Raw genomic sequence first — 20,470 nt, 5'->3', positions numbered from 1 at the left:
TCCCCTTCCTTTGGTCTATCCCTCATTTTTGTTATTTGGAGCCAGTCATTGTAATGCCTTGAATAAACACCTTCTGCACGAAGAAATACAAGATGATGATCGGTATGGCAAACAGGGCCGCTGCGGCCATAAGCATCCCCCATTCGATGTTGTATTCGCCGATGAAGGCCTTCAGACCGACAGACAATGTCCATTTGATCGGATCATTCAGATAGATAAGTGGCATCTGGTAGTCCTTCCACGAATTCAGGAAGACGAGCAAGCCGACGGTGAATAAGGCCGGAAACGATAGAGGCAGGATCATCTGCGCGTAAATACGAAACTCAGACGCCCCGTCGATTTTGGCGGACTCCGAAATCTCTTGTGGAATGCCCATAAAGAACTGCCGAAGCAAGAATATATAATAAGCGGCTCCGAAGTAGGCAGGAAGAATCAACGGCCAGTACGAGTTCACCATATCCAGTTTGTTAAATAGGACGTACAGCGGCACCATGGTGGACTGAGCCGGCAGCATAATCGTTCCCATCATGATCATGAACAGCACATTCCGTCCCTTGAAGGGGATTCTCGCCAGGCCGTACGCGGTCAGAGGAGCCGCTATCAATTCGCCGAGTACGCTCAAAAGAGATACAAACAGCGTATTTAGCGTATAGCGAAAAAACGGAATGGCTTGAACCGCATTCGAGTAGTTCTCCCAATAGAATCGCTTGGGCCACCAGACAAACGGCACGGCGAAAATCTCATCAATGCTTTTCACGGAAGTAAGCAGAAGATAAGCAAACGGTCCAAGGAAGAAGACGCCGGCAATGCAAAGAATGAAATGCTTGGACAAGGAGATAGCGATGCTCTTTCCTGTTCTTCTTTTCTTAAATGTGTTCCTTGTATAAGTGTCCAGGGCTATCGGATGATCGGCCATCACTTGTCACCCCCATAGTAAACCCAGCGTGCAGAAGTCTTGAAAATGATCAAGGTGAACATCATGACCACCAGGAAGAGCATCCACGCCATCGCGGAAGCATACCCCATATTCAGGAACGAGAAGGCCTGTTGATAAAGATAAATCGAGTAAAATAACAGCGAATTTTCAGGTCCTCCTACCGACTGCGTCGCTTCGGCGAATACCATACCCTCCGTGAAATATTGAAATGAAGAGATGAGCATCATGATTAATTGGAACAGCGTCATCGGGGAGATGGCAGGAAATGTGATCGTCCAGAACTGTCTCCACTTGCTCGCTCCGTCGATTTCCGCCGCTTCATAGTACATCTTGGGTACATCCTGGAGGGCCGCAAGATACATGACGGTAATCGTCCCCGTTCCCCAGAAACCCATCAGAACGAGCGACGGCTTCGTCCAGTTCGGATCAATCAGCCAGTTTGGCCCCGCAACGCCGATCCATTCCAGCGCCATATTGATCAGCCCATATTGGGAATTAAGCAGCCACATCCACAGCAGTGAGCCTGCCACCGCCGGTACGAGTGTCGGCAGGAAATAGATCGTTCTATAGATGCTTTGCCCCTTCACCTTCGCATTTAGCAGCAGGGCCATCAACAAAGCATATGCCATATGAGGCACGACGCCGACGATCGTAATGTAGAGGGTGTTGTACATCGATTTGTAGAACTTGTCGTCATTGAAGAGCGCCTTATAGTTGTCCAGCCCCACCCACTTCGGGGCCTTGAAAAGGTTGTATTCCGTCATGCTGTAATAGAAAGAAGTCAGAATAGGATAAAGCTGAAAAATAATGAACCCAATGATCCAGGGACTCGTGAACAGCAGACCCGTGAGCAGGACCTTTCGTTCTCTCTTGCGAGTTCCAACCGTATTGCCGCTGGCTTTGGCCATCGTCACGCCTCCTGTCTGCAAGTAGTAAACGGACCGCCTGGCCGCGGTCCGCCTTATTTACTATCGCTTATTTACCGTCAGCCAGCGGTTGAATCTTTTTAGCGACGTTATCCATGGCTTCCTGAGGCGACACGGTTCCCTTAAGCGCCTTCTCCGTTTCTTCGGTGAGCGATTGAAGGTACTCATTGATGTAGGCGCTGTTCGGGAAGCCTTTCAGATTTTCGCTCTTAGCGCGCTCATAGAATTCCCACATCGTTTTGTTCTCTTCGACCATCAAACGTTTGTCGCTTAGCGCCTCAGTAATGGTTGGAATCACATGCCCTTCAAGCGAAAATTGAACCTGAGCGTCTACGGTCATCAGATATTGCATAAATTCCCAAGCTTCCTCCTGATGCTTGGCATGCTGAGGAATAAATAACGCGCGAGGGCTGACCATGCCGGAGCTCTTCAACTCTGGCCGATCGGCCGGATACGGGAACGGTGCAACGCCGATCGGGCCGTTCTCGCCTCGTTCCGGCATGAAATTGTACTCCCACCCGATATACATGGCCAGTTGCCCCGTCAGGAGCGGATCCTGCGGTGTACCACGTTTGCCCATGCTGGACTTGAACTTGTCGATCTGACTTTGTCCAAACGCTTCATAGAACGAGCGTTGATAGGCGATGGCCTTCACGTTCGCCACCGCATTCGGCGTTACTTTTCCAGTCGACTCATCCACCCAGGAGCCGCCAAAGATAATCGGCCAGAAGACATTGTCAATCCACGGGTAATCCGGAATAAATCCGATCTGCGTAATATTGTCGCTTACGTCCTTCTTTGTCAGCTTTTTCGCATAATCGAAAAGCTCCTCCAGCGTCTCCGGTGCTTTAGTCAAACCGGCGTCCGCGAAGTCTTTCTTGTTATACATAAGTGAGCTAGCCATACTCATTGTAAATGGCATCGCATAATATTTATCGTTGATTTTCATCCGTTCCATAGCTGCAGGAACGACAGTACCGACATCAAAGCCGGATTTGGCGATATGGTCTGTCAGGTCGAGCACAGCTCCAGCATCAGCCCACGGTCCGATGTTGTTCCAGTAAGTTAATAGGATATCGGGTGCAGCTCCGCCGGAGATAGCCGTCAGTTGCTTCGTCGGATCCTGATTGCCCAGCATTTTGACCGTAATATGATCGTTTGTCTTGTTGAAGTTTTCCACCAGTGCCGTGATTGGGCCTGCATCCTTATCCGTATACGTCGTCCAGAAGGTGATTTCTACCTTCTCCTTTTGACCACCCTGCGAGGGAGCGTCAGATTTGGCATCCCCTTCCTTGTTGCCAGATCCACAGCCTGCCAATAATAATAAAGCTAGGACAGCCGAACCTAAAAGTGCAATCGCTTTTTTTCTAAACAAAAACATGCTTGACGCCTCCCCCTAATATTCTTCTTGAATAGTTAAAATAATGCCCTGCAAAGCACCGCTGTCGATTGCAACGGCTTTCCATTACCACCCCCTCCACAGAATTACCTCTATCAATTAAGGAAAATTTTCACCCATTAAATAAACAATAGACGAAAATATTCTCCATATGGTCATAAAAAATATCGCGTCTAGCAAACGAAAGCCTTAGTCTCTCACTTTTTTTTCAATATATTAACATATCTTAATAGTTGGAACAATACTCCATATTTAACTTTATTTTTGATAATTTTATCCTACTGTTTACTAGAGTATCGCATACAAAATCGCCTTGGCCAGGGTCTGCAGCGCATAAATAGAAAAATAATCCATGACAACACTTGCCATTTCATATAAAATATTAAAGTCAATTTAAAATAATTTTTCATCATGTTTCTACACATTGCGCATGTAGGGAGTCATCCAAATTTCAAGGAGGAATGAACTTGTACAAACCCCGCAGTCCTAAATTAATTATGATCGCATCCTTGCTGACGGCAAGCCTGGCGGCACTGCCTTTTTCGGCGTCCGCGGCAGACGTAAGCGGCACAGCATCCGTCGATCTCCGCATCATGGAGACGACCGACCTGCACGTGAACATCGTCAACTACGATTACTTCGCGGACAAGCCGACCGACGAATACGGCCTGGCCAAGACGGCGACGCTGATCAAACAGGCCCGCGCCGAAGCCAAGAACAGCCTGCTCATCGATAACGGTGACCTGATCCAAGGCAACCCGCTGGGCGATTACGTTGCGACAGTGGACAAGCTGAAAGACGGTGAAACGCATCCCGTCTACAAAGCGATGAATTTGCTCGGTTACGATGCCGGTAACTTCGGCAACCACGAATTCAACTACGGGCTAGACTTCCTGAAGACCTCTGTAAAAGGCTCCAATTTCCCTTACATCAACGCCAACATTTACATCGACGATAAGGATAAAGATCCATCGAACGACAAAAACGCCTTCACCCCGTACCTCATCCTCGACAAAGAGGTGACTGACAGCACGGGAGCGAAGCACAAGCTGAAGGTAGGGATCATCGGCTTCGTGCCGCCGCAAATCATGTCCTGGGACAAAGCTAACCTTGAAGGTAAGGTAATCACAAAGGATGTTGTGGAAACGGCAGATAAATTCGTGCCGCAAATGAAAAAAGAAGGTGCCGACATCATCATTGCCGTGCCGCACTCCGGCTTTGAGGACATTCCGCAAACGCCGCTGATGGAGAATTCGATCCTTTACCTGAGCAAGGTGAAAGGCATCGACGCAATCCTGTTTGGACACGCGCATAAGGTATTCCCGGACGCTTCCTTTTCAGGCAAAACGGGCGTCGACCTGAAAAAAGGAACGATCAACGGTGTGCCTGCCGTAGAGCCTGGCTATTGGGGCAACAACCTGGGTATCATCGACCTCAAGCTGGAGAAAGCCGGTAACACCTGGACGGTGAAGGATTCCTCCGTTGCCGTTAAACCGATCTTTGACACCGTAAATAAAAAGCCGCTGGTGGACGCGGACCAAAAAATCTGGGACGCGGTCAAAACCGATCACGATCATACGTTGGAGTACGTACGCGGACCGGTTGGCAAAACTTCCGCGCCGATCAATAGCTGGTTCGCCCTGATCCAGGACGACCCTTCGATCCAAATCGTCAACAACGCGCAAAAATGGTACGTCGAGCAGCATTTAAAAGGTACCGAATACGAAGGATTGCCTGTGCTTTCGGCCGCTGCTCCGTTTAAAGCCGGCGGACGCCAAGGTGCAAACTATTACACGAATATTCCTGCCGGTGATATCGCCATTAAAAACGTTGCCGACTTGTACTTGTATTCCAACACGGTGAACGCGGTACTGGTAACTGGCGCCGAATTGAAGGAATGGCTGGAATGGTCGGCCGGGCAGTTCAAGCAAATCGATCCTGCCAAAACAGAAGAACAAGAGTTGGTTAATAATGAATTCCCAACGTATAACTTTGACGTCATCGACGGCGTAACATATCAAATCGACGTAACGCAGCCGACCAAATACGACGCAAAAGGCGGACTGCTGAACGAAAAAGCAAACCGTATCCTGAGCTTGTCCTATAAGGGAAAACCGATCGATCCGGCGCAAAAATTCGTCGTTGCCAGCAACAACTACCGCGCGTCGTCCAGCAAATTGGCAAATCCGGACGGCAAACGGATCATCCTTGCATCACCGGATGAAAACCGTCAGGTTGTCATCAATTACATTCGTTCGAATGGAACGATTAACCCGGCAGCAGACGGTAACTGGTCGCTCGCGCCATTTGGCAAGGCTGACGTGACGTTTGCTACTTCGCCAGCAGCCAAGGAGATCGCTGCGAAAGACAGCAAATTGACGTACCTCTCCGATACCAAGGACGGCTACGCCAAATTTAAGCTGGCTTCGGCAGTAGAATCGGCGAAACCGACTCCTACTCCTGCACCTGAGCCAAAGCCAGTTCCGACACCGGAACCAAAACCGCAGCCAACGAAGCCGGTCAAGGAACCAGCTAAAGAGCCAGCTAAGAAACCGGTAAAAGAAACGGTTAAGAAGCCGGCCAAGGAAGCAGCCAAGAAGCCAGCTGCAGCGGTGAAAACCTATATCGTCAAGAAAGGCGATAACCTAGACCGCATCGCGATCCAGTACAAAACGACTTGGCAAGCTCTTGCCAAGCACAACAAGTTGACTAATCCGCAGTTTCTCCGTATCGGGCAGCAAATTTTAATCCCGTCGAAGTAATACTGCTTTGGCCAAAACACAAACAAGGCTCGCCCCATCTGGGACGAGCCTTGTTTTCGTTCTATTTTAATGTGGCAAATCGCGGTGCCTCGACCCTCACCCAACCTCTTGATCGAAGCCGCCTTTCGTGAACTGGCTGTTATACAAATCCGCATAAAATCCACCGAGGGCCAGCAGTTCTTCGTGCGTGCCTTTTTCGATGACGGAGCCATGATTCATCACCAGAATGAGATCGGCGTCCCGGATCGTTGACAGACGGTGCGCAATAACGAAGCTCGTTCTGCCTTTCATCAGCTCGTTCATTGCCTTCTGAATGTGGACCTCGGTCCGAGTATCGACGCTGCTCGTCGCTTCATCCAGAATGAGGATGGCCGGGTCGGCGAGGATTGCACGGGCAATCGTTAATAGCTGTTTCTGCCCTTGCGAAATGTTGGATGCTTCCTCGTTCAGAATCGTATTGTAGCCACCTGGGAGTGTCCGAATAAAGTGATCGGCATACGCCGTTTTGGCTGCGCTCACCACTTCTTCATCTGTGACATTCTCCCGCCCGTAAGCGATATTGTCACGGATCGTGCCGTTAAACAGCCACGTATCTTGAAGTACCATTCCGAACAAGCTGCGCAAATCGCCACGTTTCATATCCGCGATGTTGACACCGTCCACGGTAATCGAGCCTTCATTCACCTCATAGAACCGCATCAGCAGGTTGATTAGCGTCGTTTTCCCGGCGCCGGTCGGTCCGACAATCGCAATCGTTTGGCCCTGGGATACGTTGATGTTCATATCCTCGATCAGGATGTTGCTTGGATCATATCCAAACTTCACGTGGTTGAAGGCAACATTACCTTGCGGCTGTTTCAGTTCGACTGGATGAACCGATTCCAGCTTCTCTTCCTCTTCGTCCAAAATTTCAAATACACGTTCCGCCGAAGCCACTGTCGATTGAATGATGTTTGCGATATTGGCTGTCTGGGTAATCGGCATGGTGAATTGGCGAGCGTATTGAATAAATGCTTGAACATCCCCGATTTCGATCGACTTCTTCGTCACGAGAATCCCGCCGACGACCGAAACCAGCACGTAGCCGATGTTTCCAATAAAGCTCATAATCGGCATGATAACGCCGGAAATAAACTGCGCTTTCCAGCCTGCTTCATACAGCCGCTCGTTAATCGTATCGAACTGCTCCAGCGATTTCGGCTCACGGCCAAACGCCTTGATAATCTTGTGGCCGGTATACATTTCCTCCACATGTCCGTTTAGCTGTCCGAGCTCCTTTTGCTGCCGAACGAACTGCTTCTGCGAGCGCTTGGCAATATTGGTGATCGCCAACACGCTAAGCGGCAGGGTCAGAACCGCAATCAACGTCAATAGCGGGCTGATCGACAGCATCATCACGATCACGCCAATAATCGTCAGAATCGAAGTGATGAGCTGAGTCAAGCTTTGCTGCAGCGTTGTACTGATGTTATCGACATCATTGGTAACCCGGCTCAAAATTTCACCGTGCGTCCGCGCATCAAAGTATTTAAGCGGTAGACGGTTCAGCTTATCGCTGACGTCACGACGCAGGTCGTAAACCGTTTTTTGTGCGACATCGGCCATCAGGTACTGCTGTAAATAACTGAAAAGTGCACTTAATACATAAAGACCGATCAAAACCATAATAATCTGCCATACATAATGAAAATCGATCGAAGCTCCCGGGACGTGCTTCATTTTAGCCATGATTCCTTCAAAAAGCTTCGTTGTCGCCTTCCCCATCACCTTCGGGCTGACGATGCTGAATACTGTACTTAATACGGCCATCAGCAATACCACGATGAGTTGGACCTTGCGAGGTTTCAAGTAATGAATCAGTCTTTTTAAGGTGCCTTTGAAATCCTTCGCTTTCTCTACCGGCATCGCCATACCGGGTCCTCCGCCATGACCGCCACCAGGGCCTCCGAAACCACGTCGTTTATTCTTCTGCTCCTGGCTCATGCGATTTCCTCCTCTGAAAGCTGCGAATACACGATTTCTTTGTACACTTCGCAGGTTTCCATCAGTTCACGGTGATTGCCGATACCGGCAATCTGGCTTTCATTCATGACGATAATCCGGTCGGCATCAAGCACTGTACTTACCCGCTGAGCGACGATGATCACCGTGGATTCCTGAGTTTCACCCTTCAAAGCCGCACGCAGCTTGGCATCGGTTTTGAAGTCCAGCGCCGAGAAGCTGTCGTCAAAAATATATATTTCCGGGTTCCGGACAAGCGCACGTGCAATGGACAGGCGCTGCTTTTGACCGCCGGATACGTTCGTTCCGCCTTGGGAGATTGGAGACTCAAAGCCCTGCTCCATCTCGGCGATAAAGTCGCTCGCCTGAGCGATCCGAGCGGCATGCTGTACTTCCTCATCCGTCGCATCCTCTTTGCCGTAGCGGATATTCTCGTTGATTGTCCCCGAGAACAACACCGCCTTTTGCGGCACAAAGCCGATCTTGCTCCGCAGCACCTCCTGCGGCATTTCCCTAACATCGGTACCGTCGACCAGGACGCTTCCCTCATCCACGTCATAGAAGCGCGGAATCAAGCTAATCAGCGTCGATTTCCCGGAGCCCGTACCGCCGATAATGGCGGTCACCTCACCCGGCTTGGCGCTGAACGATATGTTTTGTACCGCCGGCTGTTCCGCACCCGGATAGCTGAAGCTGACATTGCGGAATTCGACATAGCCCTTGTGCCCTGCAGCCGGTCTTTTCGTTCCTTCATCCTTGATCACCGGAGCCATATCCAGCACTTCATTGATGCGGACCGCCGAAGCAGATGCACGCGGAATCATGACGAACATCATCGAAACCATGATCAGCGAGAACATGATTTGCATCGCATACTGCAGGAAGGCCATCAGGTCTCCGACCAGCATGTGTCCTTTATCGATCCGCAAGCCCCCGTACCAAATAATTGCGACCGAGGCCAAGTTCATGACGATCATCATCACCGGCATCATAAAGGCCATTATTTTGTTGACCTTGATCGAGGTTTCCGTCAGGTCCCAGTTGGCAGCATCGAACCGTTTGCTTTCGTGGCTGATCCGGTTGAACGAGCGGATAACACGAATCCCGGTCAAGCCTTCCCGCATTACGAGGTTAAGTCTATCGATTTTCTTCTGAATTTGTTTGAATAACGGAATCCCTTTGCCGGCGATCAGAAAGATAGCCCCGACCAGCACCGGAAGAATGACAACGAGGACCAAAGACAATGTAGCATCCTTCGATACCGCCATAATAATCCCGCCAATGCACATCATCGGCGCCATGACCATCATCCGCAGGATCATGATCATCACTTGCTGAACTTGCGTAATATCGTTCGTCGTCCGCGTAATAAGGGAAGCTGTCCCGACTTTATCGAACTCCTCCAGCGAAAAATTCGAAACGTGCTTAAACAGCTTGCCACGAAGCAGCTTGCCGAATCCGGAGGCCGACTTGGCTGAGAAAAAGCTTGCCGCGATCGAACAGGCCATTCCGCCGAGTGCCACGAGCAGCATGGTCCCGCCCACTCGCCAAATATAGTCGGTGTCTCCTTTCACAACCCCTTTATCCACAATATCCGACATCAGTGTCGGCAAGTAGAGCTCGGAGAGCGTCTGGAAAAATACCAGTAGGAGCACTGCAGCTACCAATATCCAGTATGGTTTTAAATAGCGGAAAAGTTTCAGCAATTCCTATCATCTCCACTTTCTCTTATGACTTATGGCTATCTTGTATGAGCAGCTCCTCCAAGTAATGATATACCTGATCGAGCAGCTCGGTCAGTTGTTCGACTTTCTCCGCCCCTAGATGTTCGCATAGGCCTTTAAATCGGCTGGAATACTTCTCCATGGCCGCGCGGGTTACTTCCTCGCCCTTTTCCGTGAGCTTCACACGAACAACCCTGCGGTCTTCCTGGTCGTTATAGCGGAAGACGAGCTCTTTCTTCTCCATGCCTCTTATTAACGGGGTTACGGTTGGAGAAGTCACCTCCATAACCTCGCTAAGCCCGGAGACCGTTACTCCGCGCTCATTGTGCCGGGTTTCTCGCCAAATAAAGAACATCATTCTAATTTCGCTTGCCTTATACCCTTCCGGCGAAGATTTGTTCATGTCCAGCTTACGGAAGCGTCGAAATGCCCTCCATAATCTTTGGGCTTTGGGATCATCGCCGAGCATCATCTCGTTAGTTCACCTCCATTTTATTTTCACAGTTTAATAATTAGCATATCTATTTATTCGCAAGCCTAATTATAGGAGCGTTAAAATTCAAAGTCAAGCGGAGGTAAAATCAACCTTTGCTCCATGCAGGAAACATAAAAAAGATCGCCTGGAAATCCGCATTAGCATGCGGTTTTTGGCGATCTTCAAACCTTTGCTCCATTTCTATTTCAATTATGCTTTTTGTGAAGCTGATCCAAACTTTTAAAGGTGTATCCCTGTCGTCTAGCCTCATCTATGATGGAGCCGAGTGCCGCAGCGTTGTCCTTCGATACAGAATGAAGCAATATCACCGCGCCGGGGTGCAGCTGGGATACTACTTTCTGATATGCATACCCGGCACCCTTCTGGTCGTTCACGTCCCAATCCTTATATGCGATAGACCAAAACACATTAATATAGCCGAGCTCCTTGGTTACCCGCAGCGTTCGGTCACTGAAGATGCCGCGCGGAGGCCGCAAATACGCCATGTCTGGATGTCCTGTTAATTTTGCGGTATCCTGCTTAACCTTGTCCAGCTCCTCACGGATACGTTCATCGGAAATGGTGGTCATATCCGGGTGACTCCAGGAGTGATTGCCGACCAGATGCCCTTCGGCAGCCATGCGTTTAACGAGCTCGGGTTGATCCTTGACATAGTGGCCGGTTATGAAGAAAATAGCCGGCACCTTTTTCGCTTTCAGCGTATCTAATATCGGAGCCGTATAGCCGTTCTCATAGCCATTGTCGAAGGTAAGAAACAAATCTTTACTGGAGGTATCCCCCAGAAAAATCGCTTCGTGCTTGTCGACAATCTCTTTGAAGCCTTCCTCATTAATGGAAGGAAGCTGGCCGCCGACGCTTTTCTTAAAGCCGAAGTGATAAGGAACATCTGCCGAAGCAGCCTCGGTCGGTATGGCAGGGTATGAAACTCCCGCAAATACCAGCGCAACTACAGCCAGGATGATAGCTAACCTCGTAAACCTCACTGAGCAATCTCCCCTTCATTTGGAATATTCAGCACTCTTTTGCTTACTATCCGCTGAAGCAACCCGAAATATACGAAAAAAATCCCTTTTCGGTCGCTGCCACCGCATTTTAGCGGACAGCTCGAAAAGGGATTAGGAGTGTAACGTTAAAGTCTATTTATGATCAGAGTGGTCACGCTGCTCGGCAAGCTGACTGTGCCGGTATCCGTACATAAAGTATACGACCAGGCCAATCACAAGCCATAGAAGGAATGCTATCCAAGTAATCTTCGGCAGACTGATCAGCAAATAACCACAAGAAAGGACTGCCAAAATCGGTACGACTGGTACGAATGGAACCTTAAATGAACGCTCTAGGTCCGGACGCGTCTTCCGCAGAATGACGATACCGAGCGAAACCGAGATAAAAGCAAACAGCGTTCCGATACTGACCAAATCGGCAAGTCTGTGAAGCGGAATCAATCCTGCGAATACAGCTACAATAATGCCGGTAACCCATGTGCTTGTACTCGGGGCCCCTGTCTTCGGATGCAGGTGGGCCAGCTTCTTAGGCAGCAAGCCGTCACGGCCAATAGCGTAAAGCAAACGGGTTTGTCCAAACAGAAGTACGAACAAAACTGTCGTAATCCCTACGATTGCTCCAAGCGAGATGAAGCCAGCAACCCAGTTCTGATGAATGTACTGGAGTGCAAAGGCAACAGGGTTTTTCACGTCGAGCATCGTATAAGGCACTACGCCGGTAAGAATGGCGGTGACAAGAATATACAGCAAGGAACAAACAATGAGTGACCAGATTATGCCTCGTGGCAGATCTTTTTGAGGATTTTTGACCTCCTCGGCCGCTGTGGCAACGACATCGAATCCGATGTAAGCCAAAAAGGCAGTTGCCGCGCCGGTAACAACACCACTGAAGCCAAACGGCATAAATGGCGTCCAGTTGGACGGTTTCACATAAAAAGCGCCGACGACAATAAACAGGATGATGACGGCTATTTTGATAATAACCATGATCGAATTGAGGCGCGTCGATTCCTTCGCACCGCGAGAAACGATAAAGGTTAGCGCCAGTACCACCAAGATGGCTGGTACGTCGATATAAGTCCCTGCACTCGGATCAAAGGCGCTGCTGATGGCCTTCGGTATGTTAAATCCAAAGCCGGATAACAGCCCTTGGAAATATCCCGACCAACCGCTCGCGACCATAGAGGCGGCAAAGCCGTATTCTAGGATCAAATCCCAACCGAGAATCCAGGCAAACAGTTCACCAAACGTAGCATAGCTGTAGGTGTAGGCACTGCCCGACACGGGAACCATGGAAGCAAACTCTGCATAGCAGAGTGCACAGAAGGCACACACAATCCCGGCTAGAATAAACGACAAGATCAACCCTGGTCCAGCATGTTGGGCTGCCGCTACACCGGTCAGTACAAAAATTCCTGTTCCTACAACACACCCGACGCCAAGCATCGTCAAATCAAACACGTTAAGCTCTTTCTTGAGCGTCCCATCACTGGATGCGTTCTTCTCTTGAATCATCGCAGTGATCGATTTTTTTCTAATAAAACTCATATAGGCTCTGTCCCCTACTTTTTTATTTGTAAGTTTCACATTTGGTTATTATATAAAAAGATAGGACTTTTGTACATATATCCTGCACAGGGTTAAAGCGTTAAATATCTAACATTTTGCGAAATATTTTCCGGGAGAACTCTAGATGTGGTGGTCACTCCATTGCTGTTCCAATAAAATTTTGCTAACATAAGGAAAAAATCTTTAATGCGATGATGAGAAGAAACGCGGTTTATATTCCTTCAACAAATCGCCCGAGGTGACTATTATGAACCTATCAGAACCTATTACGTCGGCAAGAATGAAATTTCGATTGCTTAATATTGGCGATCTTGATTCAGTTTACAGGCAATTTTCTGATCCGGACATGTGTAAATATTTTAGTGAACCACCCTGCGATATGGAAGAAGCAAAAGAAATTATTGAGCATTACCAAAACCCAGAAGGGAAAGGGTATCTCCGTTACGGCATGTTTGATAAAAATAGTGATGCATTTATCGGAACATGTGGGTATCACTACTGGGATCCTGAAGAAAAGCAAGTTGAAATTGGATACGACATTTGGAAAGATTATTGGAAGCAAGGCTATATGTCCGAAGCATTACCCATTTTAATCAATATTTGTTTTACCCATCTTGGTGTTGATTGTATCTATATTCTCACGCATCCCGAAAACAAAGCATCCATTTCAACTGTGCGAAAGTTTGGGTTTGTCGATTCTGAACCGTGCAGGGATGTCGATGAGCAGCCGCAGATATGTTTGAAATTAATGAGAAATTATCCCTGCCCTTGAGCCGCCAGCTCGTGCTGAGCAAAGCGAATCCATTCCCGCGTAGCAAAAGATAAATACCGGTCATCGCGCCATACGATACCAAGCTTCCAGGGAATGATCGGCTTGACGAGCGGAATGATTCTCACGCGCTCATCATCGATTTCGCGGCAGATCGTTTCCGGCAATAGCGTAATGCCAAGTCCCACCGCCACCATCTCACTAATAAGATCCCACTGGGAGCTCTCATATATGACATGCGGCTGAAAACCAGCCTTCCCGCATTCATTGATGATCCGGTCATGCAGCGTGAAGTCCTCCCGGAACAGCACGAACTGATCCTGGGCGAGCTCCCACAGCTCCGCCGCCTTCCTCTCGGCGAGCGGGTGCGTCGGGTGAACGACCAAGTTGAGCTTTTCCTCCACAAACGGGAAGCTGCTGAGACCCTCCTGTACCGTCGGCAGCACCACGACGCCGACTTCCAGCGCTCCGCTGGCCACGTCGGACTCCACCTTTTTCGCCCCATCCTCAATCAGTTGAATCGTTATCTCCGGGTATCGATGGTGAAATTGGCCAATGACCTTCGGAAAAAAGCTCGATCCAACCATTGGAGGCAGTCCGATCCGGATATGGCCCTTCTTCAAATTGCGTAAATCATCCAGCTCCGCCGTAAGATTTTGGAACGACGTGACGATCTGCTGGGCTTGTCCCACTATAATTTGGCCTGCATCGGTCAGCTCTATTTTTTTCCCAAATCGGTCGAATAATACGACCCCCAGCTCCTCCTCAATTCCCTTGATCGTCTTGCTGATCGTCGGCTGAGTAATATAGAGTGCCTCCGCTGCCTTCGTGAAGCTTTTGAGCCGAGCAACCTCAATTAAATACTGCATTTGCCGGATGTCCATAACCAAGTCCCCTTTATGCTTAATCCATAGATAAATGGAATGCTATTCATTCAGTATATTCATTTTACTCATGAAAACAAACGGTGTAATATTTTCATTACCAACCACAGACAGAAAGGAGCTGCTATCCACATGGATAAAATGAAAATGATAAGTAAAGCCATTTTTCAAATTGCCATCCTGTTCTGCATCTCAATGGCTATGAACGCTATCGCTAAGCTGCTCCATCTGCCGATTCCAGGTTCGATTCTTGGCATTGTTGTTCTCTTTATTCTCCTGAAAACCAACGTCATCAAACTTACATGGATAGAGCAAGGCGCAAACTGGCTGCTGGCCGAACTACTGCTGTTCTTCATTCCTTCGGCTGTCGGTGTTATGCAATACATACCGCTTCTGGAAAGTGAAGGAGTACGTATTCTCATCGTTGTCATATTCAGTACCCTGATCGTCATGGTCAGTTCCGGGCTTATCGCCACTCGTATTGCGAAACGAAAGGAGCGCCGAATCTCATGATTGCCGGTGTGTTATGTTTAGCTGCTACATTAATGATTTACGTTTTGTCCAAACGAATTTACAAAATTCAGCCTAAAATATATTTGTCTCCCCTGCTGATTACTCCTTTATTTCTGGTGATCGGCCTAGTATGGGCGAATATTCCTTACGAAACTTACCATACCGGAGGAAAATGGCTAAGCGCCATGCTGCAGCCGGCAACGATCGCTTTTGCCGTCCCTCTCTATAAATACTATAACGTGCTGAAAAAGCATGCCGTGGAAATTTTGATTAGCGTCCTGAGCGGTTCCATCGTAGCGATGTTCTCCTCAGCCGTTCTTGCCGAGTGGCTGCATCTGGACAACGAGCTCATCAGTAGTCTGATCCCACGCTCGGTGACGACACCGATCGCCATGAATGTATCGCAAATCATCGGCGGCGTTCCGAACATTACGGCTGTATTCGTCATCTTGACCGGCCTGCTTGGAACGATGCTCGGGCCGCTTGTGGTGAAGATGTTCCGTATCGAGGGCGAGGTGGCGCGCGGGGTTCTGTTCGGAACGAGCGCCCACGGTACCGGTACCTCGAAAGCTTTTGAGCTTAGCTCACTAACCGGCACGATTTCCAGCATTTCGATGATCTTGGCGGCATTATTCACTTTAGGCGCAGCTCCGATGCTGATATCACTACTGTAGTTCTAAAGCTTATGTTATGGTTCCTCCTATTTTATTATATAGATTTCTCTTTTCCGCCCTGCCGTAATGGCAGGGCTCTTTTTGTAAAAAAAAGGAATTGAATTAACAAAAAACTATTGTCCGCTTTTGACATAATGTTATATGATTAGCTCGATATATCGCTTTTTTTGGAGAAAGAGGTGCCATCGATCCTTGCTGTTTAACTCCTATGAATTCATTTTCGCCTTTTGGCCGATTACGTTTATTGCTTATTTTCTACTTAACCGGTTCTGCCCTCCTGTGGTGGGAAAACTGTGGCTTGCTGCCGCATCGCTGTTCTTTTATAGCTGGTGGAGCATCAAATCGCTTCCGCTCATTCTAGGTTCGATCGCCTTTAACTATTTAATGGGACGCCTGATCGGTCATTCCGGGAGTAAATCGCCCAAAATTCGAAGGTTGCTGCTAACCGCAGGAATCTCCGGCAACGTCCTTCTGCTCGGCTACTACAAATATGCCGATTTTCTAATCACGAACGTAAATAGCCTATTTGCCGCACATATCAAGCTGCTAGAGCTAGCTCTTCCACTCGGAATCAGCTTCTTCACCTTTACGCAAATCGCTTATCTCGTCGATGCCTACCGCGGTTCGGCGAAAGAATACAGCATCGTTAATTACGTCCTTTTCGTCACGTTTTACCCTCACTTGATTGCCGGCCCGATCCTGCACCATAAAGAAATGATGCCACAGTTCGATCGCGTCCGCAGCAAACAGATTATCCCGGGCAATGTCGCTCGCGGTTTCTTTGTATTCTGTATCGGCCTGTTTAAAAAAGTCATCATCGCCGACACACTTGCTCCTATAGCCACCCAAGGATTTGATGTTTCTACGCAACTAAGTCTGGTTGATGCCTGGAGCACCTCTTTAGCCTATACCCTACAATTGTATTTCGATTTCAGCGGATACTCCGATATGGCTATCGGGATTGCTCTTTTGTTCAATATCAAGCTGCCTATAAACTTCAATTCTCCCTATAAGGCGGTCAGTATTCAGGATTTCTGGCGCCGCTGGCACATGACGTTAAGCCGGTTCCTCAAGGACTATATATACATTCCGCTTGGCGGCAACCGCAAAGGAAAGGTGCGTACTTATTTCAACCTTGTGGCCACGTTTCTGATCGGGGGGATTTGGCACGGAGCAGGCTGGACCTTTATCATCTGGGGACTGCTGCATGGTATTGCTCAAGTCGTACAAAGGCTGTGGGGCAAGACGGGGATAACACTACCACGCTGGAGCGGTTGGCTTATCACGTTCCTGTTCGTCAATTTCAGCTGGGTGTTCTTCCGGGCCAAAACGATGGAGGACGCCATGAAGGTGTTCCACGGAATGTTTAATTTTCAGAATATCGGTTTAGTGCTCAATCTGGACCTTATCGGCAAGCTTCTGATGATCGGTGCTACCTTCACCATAGCCGTACTGGCGCGCAACTCGATGGAAATGAAGCTACATTTCAAGCCGAACCTCAAATATGCAGCGTATATTGCCGCACTATTCGTCTTTTCCATTTTATACTTCAACCAGGTCAGTGAATTTTTATATTTCACCTTCTAAACCGTGTTAGCAAAGGAGACTCTTCCCCTTGAAAAATATTCAATTTATCGCCTGGTTTGCGGCCTTTATCCTATTGTTCACCGCTATCGTCGGTACGTTTGTGTACGCCGTCGACCCGCTACAGCTATACCGCAAATCCGCTTATGAGCCCCTTTTTACGAAGCAGGAGCGCTACCAGAACCCGGGTCTGGCCAAAAATTACGCTTATGACACCATCATTCTCGGCAGCTCCATGACCGAAAATTTTGTTCCTTCCCAGGTAGGTAAAGTATTGGGCGGAAAAGTGATGAAGCTGTCCATGGAGGGCTCCACCGCGAAAGAACAGCGCATGATTGCTGACGTCGCCATCAAAACGGGACAGGTCAAGAAAGTTCTGTGGGGAATCGACTACTTCTCCTTCCGGGACGATTCGGTCCGGGGCGAGGAGACGTTTCCATATTACCTGTACGACGAATCTAAGCTGAACGATTATAAGTATTTATTCAATATCTCTAACGTGAAGCATGCGTTAGGGGTGCTGTATCTTCCCAAAGCTATGCTGCCCGAGCTGCGGACCCTGGATATGCTGAATAACTGGGATGCTTCCGCTGTCTATGGGGCGAAAAGAGTGCTTGCCAAGCGGGAAGAAGCCCGTCTTTCAGAGCAGATGACCTCCGAAACTGAACCTTCGTTGGACATCGTAAAGAAGAGCTTCGATAGGAATACAATCAGTCTAATGAAGGCTCATCCGGAAATCGAATTCATCGTATATTTCCCGCCTTATTCTATCCTTCGCCAGCAGCTGTGGTATAGCATAAATCCGGAGCGGTTCAACAATCAATTGGAGATGAAAAAATACATGTTTGAGCAGTTCAGCGCTTTAAGCAATGTGACAGTCCACGATTTTCAAAATGACAGCTCCATCACCTACAACCTGGATGAATTCAAGGATTTGTCCCATCATTCTGCCGATATTAACCGTTTCATCGTGGAAGAAATTGCAGCCGGCTCACATCTGGTTACCGCAGAAAACGTCGAGCTGAACAATCGCCAGCTGCAAGAGCAGGTGAATAGCCTTGTCGTTGGTGAAAGCGGACAGATATATTCCATCGCCATTAATATCAACGGGGAGCCGGTCATGTTCAAGGAACTCCCACCTGCGGATAGTGACCAGGTTAGTGTCCCGCTCAAGGACTTTGCTGATGCAGCGGGTATTGAGTTCACTTATGACGCTGGCAGCAAAAATGTGTCCCTCTCCTATGGAGAACAGGAACTATCGCTTGGCGTAGGAGATCAGACCGCTAAGGTGAATGGAGAATCGACATCGCTTGATATTCCCGCTAAAATCTACAAGAACCGCGTGAACGGACCCCTGATTCAAATTATTCAGCTCCTTCGCGGGGAAGTAGAGATAACCAAGGATGAACCGGATTCTCATTTGGTCACTTACAATATTACGTTGGATTAAGCCAAAATCAGGCTCCCTTCCCGGGAGCCCGTTTTATGTCCGGATGCCTCAATTTGTTTGAATATTAATTAAAGTTCGATTGCCAGTAGGTTCCATACTTCCAGAGATGGGAGAATTGCTTCCAACGTGATTCCTCGGAGGCTGCAGGTAAGTTCAAATTCAAGCGGCAGCGGGCGCCCGTTATCGCGGTCCGGCGTGGCGACGAACGCGCCCTTCGGTTTCCTGTCAAGCAAAACCTGTACCCTTATGCCATCCTGCACAAGCGGGTGATTTTTGCCGGCATTCCAATAATCCTCGGTATTGTTGCTCAGGTTGATGAAACTGATTGTCTTGAAGCTTTCGTTTTCCCGGATGACCGTCCAGACCTTACCGGGTTCCCCATATGTGCTGTATTCGACATTTTCGAAAACGTATTCCCGGTTATCGCCGTCGGCATGCGTCATGGAGACATCTACCAACTTATTGTCATATAGAAGGTTCGCATAGCGGACATTGAAATCGTAATAGTTTCTCAGCGTCCGAATGAATTTTCCCCCCATCGTCGAATAGTCGGCATAATAGGCTTGGGTTAGAACGCCCCCGTTTTCACCAACCAGCAGATGATACCCCCCTTGTGCCGCAATGGCGGCCGTTAGCAGTAAAGCTCCGTATTCCGCCTGTTCGGAAGTTGCCCCCTCCAGACGGAAGGGAGCCAGATAAGCAGCCAAAATGACTGGTTTGCCGCCTCCCCACAGCTTGGCCCATTGGATGATTTGCACCAGGTGATGGTACCGTTCGTAAGGCTTCCAAACCTCAATATAAACCGCGTCTTCGGCAGCTCTTGCCACGGTATGCACCGGCCAATTTCCGACATTGTTAAAGATGAGGCAAATATCGTCCTTGCTTTGCTCCAGAGCTTCACGGGTATGGTCGATCAGGAGCGGGAACTGCTCTTCCAGGCGGACGACGCTTCCGTCGACAGCGGAAATGCCGGTTTTGGGAAAACCGTAAGTATCCATATGAATGCCGTCAAAGTCGACCTTTTCAATCGCCCGTTTATACTGCGCAATGATATGGTCATGCCATGGTGAACTTGCTTCTATGTTCATGATTTTGAATACATCGATAAAATCGTAAGCCTCTCCGTCGCTTTGCAAAAGCGCCCAATTCTTGTGCTGCTCATAAAATCCTTTGCTTGCTGCGTAAATGGCACCGTATGCAATCGCCTTCATGCCGTAATCATGACAGTAGCGTACCTTTTCGGAAACAACATCTAAATTCAGCCTCCGCCCCATCAGGTCGGTAAACTCACTGGATTCTGGAACCAGATCGTCGTGCTTGTACATCCAGTCATAAAACTGCACAAGATTGATATGGAGCTTGCTTAACCAGGCTACATCCTGCCGGTCTCCTTTCTCCGACGTATTAAAATCGCTCAAAAACCCGTAGCGGGTCGATTTACGCCAGTCCGAAACTACGTCGAAGGCCGTAGATATCCTCCCGGCGGAAACCTCCATGGCTTCGTCTAACACCCATTCCACATCCACTCCGTATCCATTGAAATCAGCAAGATATTCCCCAACACGAAGCGTAAGAACCCGTTCTTCACATGGAGCTAGGGTAATGCCACGCAGCTCCATTTTGTTAAGCTCCTGATTAAGCCAATTTACCCTGACAGACAGTGTAATAACTACTATTTCTTTTGTAAAGTTAGCAAGCTCTATAGCTATTTCCACCGGCTGCCCGCTCAAGAACTGGGCACGAACCGGGTATATATCTTTAATCATGCTGTTGTCCTC

At 48.7% G+C, this 20,470-nt stretch carries 16 protein-coding genes; 6 read left to right on the top strand and 10 right to left on the bottom strand.

Features of this window, described 5'->3' with window-relative positions:
* Nucleotides 1–31 precede the first annotated feature (31 nt).
* From ACFQ3W_RS23595 to ACFQ3W_RS23585, 3 genes are all read right to left on the bottom strand, one after another.
* A complete protein-coding gene (locus tag ACFQ3W_RS23595) occupies nt 32–916 on the bottom strand; it encodes a carbohydrate ABC transporter permease (protein WP_379321683.1) in 885 nt (294 codons plus the stop codon).
* The gene (locus ACFQ3W_RS23590) at nt 916–1,845 is read right to left on the bottom strand and encodes a carbohydrate ABC transporter permease (RefSeq protein WP_379321682.1); all 930 of its coding nucleotides are present in this window, start codon (nt 1,843–1,845) and stop codon (nt 916–918) included. The genes ACFQ3W_RS23595 and ACFQ3W_RS23590 overlap by 1 nt, the downstream gene beginning before the upstream one ends.
* A 67-nt stretch (nt 1,846–1,912) precedes the next feature.
* Complete coding sequence (locus ACFQ3W_RS23585; protein WP_379321681.1) at nt 1,913–3,244, bottom strand: ABC transporter substrate-binding protein; 1,332 nt, start codon at nt 3,242–3,244, stop codon at nt 1,913–1,915.
* 479 nt (nt 3,245–3,723) lie between these two features.
* Here ACFQ3W_RS23585 and ACFQ3W_RS23580 point away from each other — a divergent pair, with 479 nt between their 5' ends.
* Nucleotides 3,724–6,024 carry a bifunctional 2',3'-cyclic-nucleotide 2'-phosphodiesterase/3'-nucleotidase gene (locus tag ACFQ3W_RS23580; RefSeq protein ID WP_379321680.1) on the top strand — a complete coding sequence of 767 codons (2,301 nt, stop codon included), beginning with the start codon at nt 3,724–3,726 and terminating at the stop codon, nt 6,022–6,024.
* 96 nt (nt 6,025–6,120) lie between these two features.
* On the opposite strand, the gene ACFQ3W_RS23575 is transcribed toward ACFQ3W_RS23580, so the two are convergent.
* The 5 genes from ACFQ3W_RS23575 to ACFQ3W_RS23555 form a co-directional block, all read right to left on the bottom strand.
* Nucleotides 6,121–8,007 carry an ABC transporter ATP-binding protein gene (locus ACFQ3W_RS23575; RefSeq protein ID WP_379321679.1) on the bottom strand — a complete coding sequence of 629 codons (1,887 nt, stop codon included), beginning with the start codon at nt 8,005–8,007 and terminating at the stop codon, nt 6,121–6,123.
* The gene (locus tag ACFQ3W_RS23570) at nt 8,004–9,731 is read right to left on the bottom strand and encodes an ABC transporter ATP-binding protein (RefSeq protein ID WP_379321678.1); all 1,728 of its coding nucleotides are present in this window, start codon (nt 9,729–9,731) and stop codon (nt 8,004–8,006) included. Before ACFQ3W_RS23570 ends, ACFQ3W_RS23575 begins: the two co-directional genes overlap by 4 nt.
* 22 nt (nt 9,732–9,753) lie before the next feature.
* The gene (locus ACFQ3W_RS23565) at nt 9,754–10,221 is read right to left on the bottom strand and encodes a MarR family winged helix-turn-helix transcriptional regulator (protein ID WP_379321677.1); all 468 of its coding nucleotides are present in this window, start codon (nt 10,219–10,221) and stop codon (nt 9,754–9,756) included.
* Nucleotides 10,222–10,430: 209 nt separating this feature from the next.
* On the bottom strand, nt 10,431–11,186 hold the full coding sequence (gene pdaA, locus ACFQ3W_RS23560) for a delta-lactam-biosynthetic de-N-acetylase (RefSeq protein WP_379321709.1): 756 nt from the start codon (nt 11,184–11,186) through the stop codon (nt 10,431–10,433).
* Nucleotides 11,187–11,381: 195 nt separating this feature from the next.
* Nucleotides 11,382–12,797, bottom strand: coding sequence for an amino acid permease (locus ACFQ3W_RS23555; RefSeq protein ID WP_379321676.1), 1,416 nt, complete (start codon nt 12,795–12,797; stop codon nt 11,382–11,384).
* A gap of 268 nt (nt 12,798–13,065) precedes the next feature.
* Between ACFQ3W_RS23555 and ACFQ3W_RS23550 the strand changes: the two genes are divergently transcribed.
* Nucleotides 13,066–13,590 carry a GNAT family N-acetyltransferase gene (locus tag ACFQ3W_RS23550; RefSeq protein ID WP_379321675.1) on the top strand — a complete coding sequence of 175 codons (525 nt, stop codon included), beginning with the start codon at nt 13,066–13,068 and terminating at the stop codon, nt 13,588–13,590.
* On the opposite strand, the gene cidR is transcribed toward ACFQ3W_RS23550, so the two are convergent.
* Nucleotides 13,575–14,471, bottom strand: a complete 897-nt coding sequence (gene cidR / locus ACFQ3W_RS23545) for a cidABC operon transcriptional activator CidR (protein WP_379321674.1) — start codon at nt 14,469–14,471, stop codon at nt 13,575–13,577. The two genes, ACFQ3W_RS23550 and cidR, sit on opposite strands and share 16 nt — an antisense overlap.
* 141 nt (nt 14,472–14,612) lie before the next feature.
* Here cidR and ACFQ3W_RS23540 point away from each other — a divergent pair, with 141 nt between their 5' ends.
* The 4 genes from ACFQ3W_RS23540 to ACFQ3W_RS23525 all read left to right on the top strand — a co-directional run bounded on the left by ACFQ3W_RS23540 (nt 14,613) and on the right by ACFQ3W_RS23525 (nt 18,692).
* Nucleotides 14,613–14,984, top strand: coding sequence for a CidA/LrgA family protein (locus ACFQ3W_RS23540; RefSeq protein WP_379321708.1), 372 nt, complete (start codon nt 14,613–14,615; stop codon nt 14,982–14,984).
* Nucleotides 14,981–15,658, top strand: coding sequence for a CidB/LrgB family autolysis modulator (locus ACFQ3W_RS23535; RefSeq protein ID WP_379321673.1), 678 nt, complete (start codon nt 14,981–14,983; stop codon nt 15,656–15,658). Before ACFQ3W_RS23540 ends, ACFQ3W_RS23535 begins: the two co-directional genes overlap by 4 nt.
* A gap of 192 nt (nt 15,659–15,850) precedes the next feature.
* Entirely contained in the window at nt 15,851–17,245 is a 1,395-nt protein-coding gene (locus ACFQ3W_RS23530) for an MBOAT family O-acyltransferase (protein ID WP_379321672.1), read from the top strand.
* Nucleotides 17,246–17,273: 28 nt separating this feature from the next.
* Complete coding sequence (locus tag ACFQ3W_RS23525; RefSeq protein ID WP_379321671.1) at nt 17,274–18,692, top strand: copper amine oxidase N-terminal domain-containing protein; 1,419 nt, start codon at nt 17,274–17,276, stop codon at nt 18,690–18,692.
* A 68-nt stretch (nt 18,693–18,760) separates the two neighbouring features.
* Here ACFQ3W_RS23525 and ACFQ3W_RS23520 read toward each other — a convergent pair whose 3' ends face one another.
* Nucleotides 18,761–20,458 (bottom strand): glycoside hydrolase family 66 protein, encoded by a 1,698-nt coding sequence (locus ACFQ3W_RS23520; RefSeq protein ID WP_379321670.1) that lies wholly within the window; start codon nt 20,456–20,458, stop codon nt 18,761–18,763.
* Nucleotides 20,459–20,470: the final 12 nt, after the last annotated feature.

Origin of the sequence: Paenibacillus puldeungensis (assembly GCF_042678945.1) — a bacterium.
In the GTDB taxonomy this organism is placed as follows: domain Bacteria; phylum Bacillota; class Bacilli; order Paenibacillales; family Paenibacillaceae; genus Fontibacillus; species Fontibacillus puldeungensis.
The sequence above is the reverse complement of the archived record's forward strand: the minus strand, read 5'-3'. Positions and strand labels throughout refer to the sequence as shown.